General features: G+C 64.5%; 12 protein-coding genes and 1 riboswitch. Of the genes, 7 read left to right on the plus strand and 5 right to left on the minus strand.

From position 1 onward, the window contains the following. Positions 1–101: 101 nt before the first annotated feature. Positions 102–1,688 (plus strand): DegQ family serine endoprotease, encoded by a 1,587-nt coding sequence (locus ABC729_RS01325; RefSeq protein WP_495605878.1) that lies wholly within the window; start codon positions 102–104, stop codon positions 1,686–1,688. Positions 1,689–1,812: 124 nt separating this feature from the next. After that, a riboswitch (TPP riboswitch) is annotated at positions 1,813–1,943 on the plus strand. Positions 1,944–2,010: 67 nt separating this feature from the next. Beyond that, on the plus strand, positions 2,011–3,852 hold the full coding sequence (thiC, locus tag ABC729_RS01330) for a phosphomethylpyrimidine synthase ThiC (protein WP_495605879.1): 1,842 nt from the start codon (positions 2,011–2,013) through the stop codon (positions 3,850–3,852). 68 nt (positions 3,853–3,920) lie between these two features. Here the strand turns inward: thiC and ABC729_RS01335 are convergent, their stop codons facing one another. Continuing rightward, a complete protein-coding gene (locus tag ABC729_RS01335) occupies positions 3,921–4,088 on the minus strand; it encodes a YdcH family protein (protein ID WP_102111892.1) in 168 nt (55 codons plus the stop codon). A 215-nt stretch (positions 4,089–4,303) separates the two neighbouring features. On the opposite strand from ABC729_RS01335, the gene ABC729_RS01340 reads away from it, so the two are divergent. From ABC729_RS01340 to ABC729_RS01350, 3 genes are all read left to right on the plus strand, one after another. Next, a complete protein-coding gene (locus tag ABC729_RS01340) occupies positions 4,304–4,933 on the plus strand; it encodes a UbiX family flavin prenyltransferase (protein ID WP_495608622.1) in 630 nt (209 codons plus the stop codon). Between the two features lie 62 nt (positions 4,934–4,995). After that, positions 4,996–5,487, plus strand: a complete 492-nt coding sequence (locus ABC729_RS01345; protein ID WP_495605880.1) for a Fur family transcriptional regulator — start codon at positions 4,996–4,998, stop codon at positions 5,485–5,487. Positions 5,488–5,557: 70 nt separating this feature from the next. Next, positions 5,558–6,820: a CobW family GTP-binding protein gene (locus tag ABC729_RS01350; protein WP_495605881.1), complete on the plus strand. Its 1,263-nt coding sequence runs from the start codon at positions 5,558–5,560 to the stop codon at positions 6,818–6,820. Between the two features lie 183 nt (positions 6,821–7,003). Here the strand turns inward: ABC729_RS01350 and ABC729_RS01355 are convergent, their stop codons facing one another. Together ABC729_RS01355 and ABC729_RS01360 are read right to left on the minus strand one after the other, a co-directional pair. Beyond that, positions 7,004–7,969, minus strand: a complete 966-nt coding sequence (locus ABC729_RS01355; protein ID WP_495605882.1) for a DnaJ C-terminal domain-containing protein — start codon at positions 7,967–7,969, stop codon at positions 7,004–7,006. Between the two features lie 169 nt (positions 7,970–8,138). Beyond that, complete coding sequence (locus ABC729_RS01360) at positions 8,139–8,609, minus strand: RT0821/Lpp0805 family surface protein (RefSeq protein WP_495605883.1); 471 nt, start codon at positions 8,607–8,609, stop codon at positions 8,139–8,141. A gap of 159 nt (positions 8,610–8,768) precedes the next feature. On the opposite strand from ABC729_RS01360, the gene pdxH reads away from it, so the two are divergent. After that, positions 8,769–9,362 carry a pyridoxamine 5'-phosphate oxidase gene (gene pdxH, locus ABC729_RS01365; protein ID WP_495605884.1) on the plus strand — a complete coding sequence of 198 codons (594 nt, stop codon included), beginning with the start codon at positions 8,769–8,771 and terminating at the stop codon, positions 9,360–9,362. Positions 9,363–9,377: 15 nt separating this feature from the next. Then, entirely contained in the window at positions 9,378–10,292 is a 915-nt protein-coding gene (locus ABC729_RS01370; RefSeq protein ID WP_495605885.1) for a cation diffusion facilitator family transporter, read from the plus strand. A 98-nt stretch (positions 10,293–10,390) separates the two neighbouring features. Here ABC729_RS01370 and ABC729_RS01375 read toward each other — a convergent pair whose 3' ends face one another. Both ABC729_RS01375 and moaA read right to left on the minus strand, forming a co-directional pair. Continuing rightward, positions 10,391–11,167: an NAD kinase gene (locus ABC729_RS01375; protein ID WP_495605886.1), complete on the minus strand. Its 777-nt coding sequence runs from the start codon at positions 11,165–11,167 to the stop codon at positions 10,391–10,393. Between the two features lie 57 nt (positions 11,168–11,224). Then, positions 11,225–12,259 carry a GTP 3',8-cyclase MoaA gene (moaA, locus tag ABC729_RS01380; protein ID WP_495605887.1) on the minus strand — a complete coding sequence of 345 codons (1,035 nt, stop codon included), beginning with the start codon at positions 12,257–12,259 and terminating at the stop codon, positions 11,225–11,227. Between the last annotated feature and the right edge of the window lie 71 nt (positions 12,260–12,330).

Consider the following 12,330-nt stretch of genomic DNA (forward strand, 5'->3'; position numbering starts at 1 on the left):
AAAGACCATCCGCCTGTTACGAAGGAATGCTTCGCAAGGCGGCCTTTCACGCTATATTCCTTGGCTGTCGGTGCGCCCCTTTCGGGCCGGCGTGCCGATGCGTGCCCCGGGGTGTGGGCGCGGATGACCGGCCCCTGGAGATTGACGTGATCGACGCCTTCCGTTCCCGTTCCGCCTGCGCCCCTGCCGGGGCCGCCGTCCGGGAAGGCCGCGTGGCCGGCCTGTTGTCGCTGCTGGCGGTGACCGCCGCCCTGATCTTTACCCCGCCGGCCCTGGCCCAGCGCGGCGCGCCCGACAGTTTTGCGCCGCTGGCCGAAAAGACGCTGCCGTCGGTGGTCAATATCTCGACCAGCCAGACGATCCAGAACAAGCCGGGTGGCCGGGGTGCCGTGCCCATGCCCGACTTCCCCCCCGGCTCGCCGATGGAGGAATTCTTCCGCGACTTCCTGGAACGCCAGCAGCAGGGCCAAGGCACCCCGCGCAAGGCGCAATCGCTGGGGTCGGGCTTCATCATTGATGCGTCGGGTTACATCGTCACCAACAATCACGTGATTGAGGGGGCGGACGAGATCACCGTCATCTTCCAGGATGCCGACCAGACGGAATTGAAGGCCAAGCTGATCGGCACCGACAAGGAGACCGATCTGGCCTTGCTGAAGGTGGAGACCAAGCAGAAGCTGACGGCCCTGAAATGGGGCGACAGTGATGTGCTGAAGGTTGGCGACTGGGTCGTGGCCATCGGCAACCCGTTCGGCCTGGGCGGCACCGTCACCGCCGGCATTGTGTCGGCCCGCGCCCGCGATATCGGTGCTGGTCGCTTCGACGATTTCATCCAGACCGACGCCGCCATCAACCAGGGCAATTCCGGTGGCCCGCTGGTCAATCTGGCCGGCGACGTGGTCGGCATCAATTCCGCCATCTATAGCCGCACGGGTGGTTCGGTCGGTATCGGCTTTGCCATCCCGTCCAGCATGGCCCGCACCGTGATTGAGGAAATCCGCAAGGCCGGCAAGGTGCGCCGTGGCTGGCTGGGTGTGCAGATTCAGTCGGTGACCCCGGAAATCGCCGAAAGCATGGGTCTGGCCCATCACAAGGGCGCGTTGGTTGGTACCGTCACGGAAGCCAGCCCCGCCGCCGAGGCTGGCCTGAAGCCCGGCGACGTCATCCTGACCTTTGACGGCAAGGAAGTGGCCAATAACCGCACCCTGCCGCGCATGGTGGCCGGCACGCCGGTGGGCACCAAGGTCAATGTCGGCATCTCTCGCAAGGGCGCACCCCAGAATGTGGTCGTGACCCTGGCCGAGTTCCCCGAGGAAGCGGCCGCTGCCGAGGAAGAGGGCGAGCAGGAGGAGCAGGCACCCGGCAAGGGCGCTGTTCAGCAGCAGGTGGACGCGCTGGGCCTCACCGTCTCCTCCATCTCCCCGGAACTGCGCAAGCAGTTTGAGCTGGCCGAGGGTACCAAGGGCGTGGTCATCACCAAGGTGAACCCCAACGCCCCGCCGCAGTCCCGCCAGCTGCGCCCCGGCGATGTGGTGCTGGAAGTCAGCCAGCAGGCCGTGACCACCCCCGCCGACGTGCAGGATCGCGTGACCAAGGCCAAGACCGCCGGCCAGAAGGCCGTGCTGCTGCTGGTCGAACGCCGTGGTGAGCAGACCTTCCTGGCCCTGTCGCTGGAAGGCGGGCAGTAAGCAGCACCGCATCACTGGCGAATGATATGGCCCCGGTCCACCTGCATGGTGGGCCGGGGCTTTTCATTTGTTCGTCTCCTGAACTACCCACCCTTGACACCCGACCCCATCATCCCGCACCTTCCCTCCGTCCAAGGGGAACCCCGGCAGGGGGCTGAGACACCGCATGGACCGCCATTGATGGCGGCACCGGCGCGGGAACCCTTCGAACCTGATCCGGGTCGTACCGGCGTAGGGATGGAAGCATAGGGGCTCCGTTTGCCCCAACATTGCCGCCGCACCCCGTGCGCAAACCCGGATCTCCATATCAAGGGAGGTCCAGATGCCAGATACAAACATTACCGATCCCGAATTCCGCGTGACCACCGGCCCGCTGCCGGCCAGCCGCAAAGTGCATGTCGCGGGGGAGCGCTTTCCCGACCTGCGCGTTTCCATGCGCGAGATTGACCTGTCGCCCAGCGCCAATGAGCCGCCGGTGCGCGTCTATGACCCGTCCGGTCCCTATACCGACCCGGCCATCCGCACCGATATCCGGTTAGGCCTGCCCGAACTGCGCCGGTCCTGGGTGACGGCGCGGGGTGATGTGGAGGCCTATGACGGGCGGCAGGTGAAGCCGGAGGATAATGGCCTGCGCGAGGGGCAGGAAAGCCCGGTACCGCTGTTTGACCGCGCGGCCCGCCGGCCTCTGCGGGCCAAGGCCGGTGCCAATGTCAGCCAGCTTCATTACGCCCGCCAAGGCATCATCACGCCGGAGATGGAATATGTCGCCATCCGCGAGAATCTGGGCCGGCAGCGTCTGGCCGAACAGGTGGCGCGCGATGGGGAGGATTTCGGGGCGTCGATCCCCGACTATGTGACGCCGGAATTCGTGCGCGACGAGATCGCGCGGGGCCGCGCCATCATCCCCAACAATATCAACCACCCGGAGACAGAGCCGATGATCATCGGCCGGAACTTTCTGGTGAAGATCAACGCCAATATCGGCAACTCGGCGGTCACCTCGTCCGTCGCGGATGAGGTGGATAAGCTGGTCTGGGCCATCCGCTGGGGGGCCGATACAGTCATGGACCTGTCCACGGGCCGGAATATCCACACGATCCGCGAATGGATCATCCGCAATTCACCGGTCCCCATCGGCACTGTGCCGATCTATCAGGCGCTGGAGAAGGTGGGCGGCAAGGCGGAGGACCTGACCTGGGAGCTGTTCCGCGACACGCTGATTGAGCAGGCCGAACAGGGGGTGGATTACTTCACCATCCATGCCGGGGTGCGGCTGGCCCATATCCCCCTGACCGCCAAACGGGTGACGGGGATTGTCAGCCGGGGCGGGTCCATCATGGCCAAATGGTGCCTGGCGCACCACAAGGAAAACTTCCTCTACACACATTTTGAGGAAATCTGCGAGATCATGAAGGCCTATGACATCGCCTTCTCCCTGGGCGACGGTCTGCGCCCCGGCAGCATCGCCGATGCCAATGATGCCGCCCAGTTCGCGGAGCTGGACACGCTGGGCGAACTGACGCAGATCGCCTGGAAGCATGACGTGCAGGTGATGATCGAAGGGCCGGGACATGTGCCCATGCACAAGATCAAGGCCAATATGGACAAGCAGCTGAAGGTCTGTGGTGAGGCACCCTTCTACACGCTGGGGCCGCTGACCACGGACATCGCGCCGGGGTATGACCACATCACCAGCGGCATCGGGGCGGCCATGATCGGCTGGTTCGGCACTTCCATGCTTTGCTACGTCACGCCCAAGGAACATCTGGGCCTGCCCGACCGCGATGATGTGAAGGTGGGCGTCATCACCTATAAGCTGGCGGCCCACGCCGCCGATCTGGCCAAGGGCCATCCGGGGGCACAGGAACGTGATGACGCGTTGAGTCGGGCGCGGTTCGAATTCCGCTGGCGCGACCAGTTCAACCTGTCGCTCGATCCCGAAACGGCGGAGAAATATCACGATCAGACCCTGCCGGCCGAAGGGGCCAAGCTAGCGCATTTCTGCTCCATGTGCGGGCCGAAATTCTGCTCCATGAAGATCACGCAGGAAGTGCGTGATTACGCGGCGGCCCAGGAAGGGATGGCGGCGATGTCGGCGGCCTTCAAGGAGAAGGGCGGGCAGGTTTATCTGTCGGACAGGCCGGTGCCGCAGGATCATCACTGAAACAAAAGGCCCCCGTCCGGTGTTCGGACGAGGGCCTTTCCTCTGGCCGTTCGGGGCCGGAAATGTCGTCAGGCGCGGGCCAGACGGTCCATTTCCTCCTTCACGCGCAATTTCTCCATTTTCAGGCGGGTCAGGGTCGTTGTGTCGGGCATGGGGCGGCGCGATTCCATGCGCACCTCCCGGTCCAGGTTCTCGTGCTTCGTGCGCAGCGATTCAACACGCTCGGGAAACAACATACGGCCTCTCCTTCTTGAACGATGGAACAACGGACCTGTCTGGTTGTTGGTACCTGAAACGCGGCTTGACCTTTCCTGATGGACAAAACATGGGTCACGATCCTGACATGGAATCGTAACCTGTGGCTCTATGCATATGGATAGGGTGGTGGGGTTTTTCGAGAGGGGGGTTGCCCACCCTGGACGAAAACCATCGGGGGCGCTACATCACCTCCATGGCAGATATCCTCCCACAGCCGGCCGGTTCTTCCGGTCCTGACCAGCACCCGACGGCGACACCGCCCCAACGTATGATCGTCGGGATCAGCGGGGCGTCGGGCATTGTTTACGGCATTCGCCTGCTTGAAACGTTACGCCGGCTGGGCATCGAATCCCACCTCGTAATGAGCAGGTCTGCCGAGGTGACCTCTGCGCACGAGTCGGGGCTGAAGGTCGCGGATATCCGCGCCCTGGCCGATGTCACTTATGCCATCACCGATATTGGCGCTGCCATTTCGTCGGGCAGTTTCCGCACCATGGGCATGATCGTGGCACCCTGTTCGGTGCGGTCGATGTCGGAGATTGCGTCGGGGGTGACCAGTTCGTTGCTCACCCGCGCCGCCGATGTCGTGCTGAAGGAACGCCGCCGGCTGGTGCTGATGCTGCGGGAAACGCCGCTGCATCTGGGCCATATCCGCTCCATGGCGGCGGTGACAGAGATGGGGGCCATCGTCTATCCGCCCGTTCCCGCCTTCTATGCCAACCCGCAAAGCCTGGACGAGATGGTGGATCACACGATCGGGCGCGTGCTGGACCTGTTTGATATTGATACGGGCCGGGTGAGGCGTTGGGGGGAGGGGGGCTGACCCGTCTTTCCTTCCGTCTTCTGTCTGCCTACATTGGCACCCTCCCTGCCGAAGGCCGCTTCATGTCCAGCCACACCCATCACCACCATGACCATGCCGTGCGCCATGACCATGGGTCCTGCGTCAAGGATGCGCTGGCGCGGGCCGATGCGATCTGTACCGAACGCGGTGTGCGCCTGACGGCGCAGCGGGCGCGGGTTCTGGAACTGGTCTGGTCCAGCCACAAGCCGCGCGGCGCCTATGCCATCCTGGAGGACCTGTCGGCCGATGGTAAGAGGGTGGCGCCCCTGACTGTCTATCGCGCTCTGGATTTCCTGCTGGAACAGGGGCTGATCCACCGCATCGAAAGCCAGAATGCCTTTGTCGGCTGTCCTGACCCTGGCACCGCCCATACGGGGCAATTCCTGGTCTGCTCCTGCTGTGGCAATGCCACCGAACTGACCGACCGCCGCATCGCGGCGACCATCGCCGAAAGTGCGGCGGCCCAAGGTTTCACGGTACAGCGGCAGACCGTAGAGGTAACGGGCATCTGCCCCGACTGCCGCGACCATTGACGAGCGGGGTTTAGGCCCCCCACATGTTGCCCCATGTAATCGACCCTTCTTCTTCCCAAGGAAGCTTCCCTTGTCTACGCAACAGACCCCGCCCAGCCCGCCGCCCCGCCTGCCCATTTCCGTCCTGACCGGGTTTCTGGGCAGCGGCAAGACCACGTTGCTGTCGCGCCTGATCCGCGATCCGGCCATGGTGCGCACCGCCGTCGTCATCAATGAATTTGGTGAGGTCGGGCTGGACCATCTGCTGGTCGAACAGTCGGACGAGAATATGGTGCTGATGGATAGTGGCTGCCTGTGCTGCACTATCCGCTCCGACCTGGCCGAGACGCTGCGCGACCTGTACATGAAGCGCATGCGGGGCGAGATCCCGGAATTCGACCGTGTGGTGATTGAGACGACGGGTCTGGCCGATCCGGCCCCCATCCTGCACACGCTGATGACCGATCCGCTGATCGCCTCGCGCTTCCGTCTGGACGGGGTGGTAACCACCATCGACAGCGTCCACGGCATGGGCCAGTTGGATGAGCATGAAGAAAGCCTGAAGCAGGCCGCCGTGGCCGACCGCGTGGTCTTGACCAAGACCGATCTGGCCGAACCTGCCAAGGTGGAGGCCCTGCGCCGCCGCCTGCATGACCTGAACCCTGGTGCCGTGCATGTCGATGCGCAGAAGGATCAGGGGCTGCCCGTCCTGCTGTTCGATGCGGGCCTGTATAACCCGGCGACCAAGTCGCTGGACGTACAGCGCTGGCTGAAGGCGGAAGCCTATGAAGGCGGGCACGATCATCACCATGATCACGACCACGGTCATTGCGATCATGACCACGGCCATTGCACCCATGATCATCATGATCACGGGCATGACCACGATCATGGCCACGACCACGCCCATGGGCATGAGCATCACACCCATGACCATGGGCACGATCATCATGATCACAGCCATTGCGACCACGATCATGGCCATTGCGACCATGATCACGGGCACGGTCATGAGCATCACCACCATGACGTCAACCGCCACAATGACAAGATCTCGTCCTTCGTGATCCGGTCGGAAAAGCCGCTGCCCTGGGACGGGCTGGTCACTTTCTTCGAGACGGTGGCCAAGGCGCAGGGCGACAATATCCTGCGCGTGAAGGGCCTGCTGAATGTGGAGGAGGCGGAGCGCCCCATCGTCATCCACGGCGTACAGCACCTGTTCCACCCGCCGGTTCAGCTGGACGCCTGGCCCACGGCGGATCAGAGCACCCGCATTGTCTTCATCGTCAAAGACCTGAAGCGCGAGACGGTGCAGGAACTGTTCGACAGTGTGGTGAACGCCAAGGCGGCGTGAAGGCGTTCAGTTAAGCAATAACGTTACCACTGCCCTGACAGTGCCTCCCCCGCGAAAGCGGGGGTCCAGGGGGATTATTACGACGCTTGGTCTCGGTGGCCCCTGGGCCCCCGCTTTCGCGGGGGAGGCAAATATAAGCAAAGCGCTCGAATTGAATCCAAACCGGGATGAATGCCCCTGCCGTCAAACGCCCAGCTTGCGGCGGACGTCGTAATCTTTGCCCTTGGACCAGCGCTCGATGAAGCCAGCCAGCTCCGCATCCGGCTTTTCGGGCAGCATCACGATCAGCTTCACATAAAGATCACCCGTCACCTTGCGGTCGGCATTGGGGATACCCTTGCCCTTCAGGCGCAGGATGGTGCCGCTGTTGGCACCGGCGGGGACCTTCACGGCCACCTGTCCATCCAGCGTCGGCACCTTGATGGCGGCACCCAGCACCGCCTCCTGCAACGTCACCGGCACGTCGAGATGGATGTCATCGTCCTTGCGGGTGAAAAGCGGGTGGGGGTCCACCAGCACCTCGACAATGGCATCACCGGCACCGGCCCCGCCGAGACCGGCCAGACCCTGACCCTTCAGACGCAGCTTGGTCTGGTCGCGTGTACCGGCGGGGATGTTGACATCGATGGTCTTGCCCGTGGACAGGGTCAGGCGGCGCTTGGCGCCCAGGCAAGCATCAGCAAAACTGACACTGACCGAGTAGTTGACGTCGCTGCCCTTGGCCTTGACGCCTGCCCCGGCCCCCGCCGAATAGCGACGCTTGGTCGCCCCGAAAATATCGTTGAAGAAATCGTCGGCGAACGGGTCATCGCCGCCGCCCGCCCCCGCCCCTGGCTTGGCCCCGCCGCCGGGGCCGCGCGCGCCGAAGCCTGCGCCCTTGCCGGCACCCGCCCCCCAGGCGCGGCGGAAGGTGCGGTCGGGCCGTTCCGCACCATTGGCATCGATCTCCCCCTTGTCAAACCGCGCCCGCTTGTCCGGGTCGGACAGCAGGGAATAGGCGGCATTGACCTCCTTGAACTTCTGTTCAATGTCGGGGCGGCCCGGATTCAGGTCGGGGTGGTACTGTTTGGCCAGTCCGCGAAAGGCCTGCTTGATGTCATCGGCAGTGGCACTGCGTGTCAGGCCGAGGACAAGGTAGGGATCGCGCATGGTCACCAGCAGGAAGGAAAAGGGAAAACCTGCCGCATCCTACGCCCCGGCGGCCCCCGGTCAAGCATGGCCGACAGGGCGGGGGCGGCGCATCCGTATAAAAAACCCCGCGCCATGGGGATCAGCCCATAGCGCGGGGTGGGTAATGTCCTGCCGTGCCGGCGGATCGTCAGCTGACGATCTTCCAGGAGCCATCCGGCTGCTGACAGGCGCGACCGAAGGCCTGCTCGCTGCGACCGCCGACAATGATCGTCTGCTGGTATTCGCGGCAATAGGCGTTGGTCCCTGCCTGACGGCCTTCCTGGGTCGGCGTCACGATGACGCGGTTATTGTTCTGGGGATTGTCCCAGACGATGGGCTGGTTCAGCGGCGCGTTGAAAGACGCGTAGGTGTTGCGTTCCAACGCCGCGCGGTCCGCCTTGTCCAGCGACGCGCCCACTTCAGAGCCGATCAGTGCGCCCAGTACGGCACCAGCACCCGTCGCCCACAGCTTGCCCGAACCACCGCCGATCTGGCTGCCCGCCAGACCGCCGATCAGGCCGCCGATCACGGCGCCACCGGTCTGCTTGTTGCCGCCAGATGTCTGACACCCGGCCAGCAGGGCCACCAGGGCGGTGGCGACAACGATCTTGCGAATCATTTTTCAGAACCTTTCTCGGATCACGCTTTGCCCCCGAACCATTCACCGTCGGGCGTTTCCGCCTGCGGACGGGTGCCATGCGGGGGACGGCATGGACAAACAACCCATGCTCCTTATCTTCGTCATGAATTCAGGCGCAACTATGACGAAGATCAAGCCATGACGCTGGAAAACGCCACCGATCCTTTTGCGCAGTTCCGGGCGTGGTTCGCCGAGGCGGAGACGGCGGAGATCAACGACCCCAACGCCATGTCGGTCGCCACGGTCGGTGCCGATGGCCGCCCGTCGGTGCGCATCCTGCTGCTGAAGGGCCTGGATGACCGGGGTTTCACCTTTTTCACCAACACGCAGAGCCGCAAGGGCGACCAGCTGGACGCCACGCGCTTTGCGGCACTGACCTTCCATTGGAAATCACTGCGTCGGCAGGTGCGGATCGAAGGACCGGTGGAGCGCGTGACCGACGCCGAGGCCGATGCCTATTTCGCCAGCCGCCCGCGCGGCAGCCGCATCGGTGCCTGGGCCAGCCAGCAGTCGCGTCCGCTGGACAGCCGCGCCACCCTGGAACAGGCCGTGGCCGATGCCGAGGCGCGGTTCGGGGGCGGCGAAGTGCCGCGCCCCCCGCATTGGACCGGCTTTCGCGTCGTTCCCGACCGGATCGAATTCTGGCAGGATCGCGAATACCGGCTGCATGACCGTATCCTGTTCACCCGTCAAGGTGAGGGGGAATGGGCCAAGGGCCGTCTTTATCCCTGATGTGACAGGTGTGTGGTGGCGGTAACGGCAGCGGCGGCGGACAGGTACAGGCGGTGGGCCACCTACGCCAGTGTGACGGTCGCCCTGACCCTGATCGCGGCCAAGCTGGCTTCCTATATGGCGACGGGGGCCGTGGCGATCCTGTCCTCCCTGATGGACAGTTCGGTCGACCTGCTGGCCTCCGTCGTCACCTTGCTGGGGGTGGCGCAGGCGTTGCAGCCGCCCGACACCAAGCACCGGTTCGGTCGCGGCAAGGCCGAACCGCTGGCAGCATTGGCGCAAGCGGCGTTCGTGGCCGGGTCGGGCGTGTTTCTGGGCTATGAAGGGGTGGGGCGGCTGGCCGAACCGCGCCCCGTGGAGAATGCCGAGCTGGGCATTGCCACCATGGTCTTCGCCATCGTCATGACGGGCCTGCTGCTGCTGGTCCAGCGCTGGGTGATCCGGCGCACTGCTTCAATGGCCATCGCGGCTGACAGCATGCATTACAGCGGCGACCTGCTGATGAACTCAGCGGTCATCGCGGCCTTGGGCCTGACGGCCTGGACCGGCTGGCCCTACTGGGACCCGATCTTTGCGCTGGGCATCGCCGCCTTCCTGGTCTGGGGAGCCAGCCGTATCGTGCGCGAGGCGCTGGGCGTGCTGATGGACCGGGAATTGCCCGATACCGATCGGGCGCGGGTGAAGGAGGTGGTGCGGGCGCATGTGCAGACGCGCGGCCTTCACGACCTTCGCACCCGTTCCACAGGCATCGGTCAGCATATCGAGTTCCACCTGGAACTGGACCCGCACCTGACCCTGGCGCAGGCGCACGACATCACTGACGAGATTGAGCGCGAACTGCGCGCTGCCTTCCCCAATGCCGAATTCGCCATCCATCAGGAGCCGGCGGGCCTGGAGGATGAACGCCTGGATCACCGTATCCGGCGTTAGTGGGGCAGGGTGTGGTTGCGTAGCGCGGATTAGCGAAGCGTAATCCGCGGGCACCCTCTGAACCGGATTTTCCGCGGATTACGCTTCGTTAATCCGCGCTACGATGACGTGAACTGTTCCTTCAGAATGCGCTCTTCCAGCGCCATTTCCGGGTCGAACAGCAGGGTGCAGGCGACCTTGCGATCCTCGCTGATCTCCACCCGCGCCACATCGCGCACTTCGGTGAAATCGGCCACCGCGCTGACAGGGCGCTTGGACGGTTCCAGCACATCGAACTGAATGCGGGCGGTGTGCGGCAGCAAGGCCCCGCGCCAGCGGCGGGGGCGAAAGGCGCTGATCGGGGTCAGGGCCAGGATATCGGCACCAAGAGGCAGAATCGGCCCATGGGCTGACAGGTTGTAGGCGGTGCTGCCGGCAGGGGTGGAGACCAGCGCCCCGTCGCAGGTCAGTTCCGGCATCCGTTCCCGCCCGTCCACCGTGACGCGCAGCTTGGCCGCCTGCCGCGTCTCACGCAGCAGGGAGACCTCGTTGAAGGCCAGACCCTCGATCTCCATCCCTTCCCGCGTCGTCGCCTTCATGCGCAGCGGATGCAGCACCACGCGCTGCGCCCGCATCAGGCGGCGGGTCAGCCCATCCTCGCTGTAATCATTCAGCAGGAAGCCGACGGAGCCGCGATTCATGCCATAGACGGGCACACCCCGGAACAGATAGCGGTGCAGGGTTTCCAGCAGGAAGCCATCGCCGCCCAGCGCCACGACGATCCCCGCCTCCTCCGGCGGGACCCCGGCATAGCGGACGGCGAGCCTGTCCCTGGCGGCGCGCGCATCCGGCGTATCAGCGGCGACGAAGGCAAGCGGCACAGGGGTTTGTGACAAGGCATTGTTCCCGGTATCACGGCAGAGATGGACAGTACCCTATGCGCGGGCCGCTTCTCAACCGCCGGTGACGCTCATATGCCGGCCCACGGCGGGGCCACGGTCGCGGCCGATGATGAAATCATGGCCCTTGGGTTTGCGTGTGATGGCGTCGCGGATGGCCTGATGCAGCAGGGCGTCGTCGGCGCTGGCGCGCAGCGGTGCCCGCAGGTCGGCCGCATCTTCCTGCCCCAGGCACATATACATCGTGCCGGTGCAGGTGACGCGAACCCGGTTGCACGCCTCGCAAAAATTATGGGTCATGGGCGTGATGAAACCCAGGCGGCGGCCCGTTTCCCGCACGGTAACATAGCGGGCGGGGCCGCCCGTGCGGTGGGTGCTGTCCATCAGGGTCCAGCGCTTTTCCAGATCGGCGCGCACGTCACGCAGGGACAGGAACTGTTCCTCGCGCACGGCCCCGCCGCCATTGCCGTCCATGTCACCCAGTGGCATCACCTCGATCAGGGTCAGGTCAAAGCCCTTTTCCCCACACCAGGCCAGCATATGGTCCAGTTCCTGGTCGTTGACACCTTTCAGCGCCACGGCATTGATCTTGACCTCCAACCCTGCGGCCCGTGCGGCCTCCAGCCCGTCCAGCACCTGGGCCAGCCGGCCCCAGCGGGTGATGGCGGCAAAACGGTCAGGGTCCAGTGTGTCGACCGACACATTGATGCGGCGCACCCCGGCAGCGCGCAGATCATCGGCATATTTGGCCAGCTGGCTGCCATTGGTGGTCAGGGTCAGCTCATCCAGCGCGCCCGATGTGACATGCCGGCCCAGGCTGCGGATCAGTTCCATGATGTTGCGGCGGACCAGCGGTTCGCCACCCGTCAGTCGCAGCTTGCGCGTGCCCAGCGCCACAAAGGACGAACAGAGCCGGTCCAGTTCTTCCAGCGAAAGGATGTCGGCCTTGGGCAGGAAGGCCATATCCTCCGACATGCAATAGACGCAGCGGAAGTCGCAGCGATCGGTCACCGACACGCGCACATAGGTGATGGCGCGACCGAACGGATCGATCAGGGGGGCTGGATGCGGGGCGGGGGGCAGGGTCATCGTCCACCGGATATAGCGCCTATGGCGTCCCGGTCCAAGGCCGACCCGCACGAAAGATGCCGTTTTCGGCC

It is taken from the genome of Niveispirillum sp. CC-CTL257, assembly GCF_059489915.1.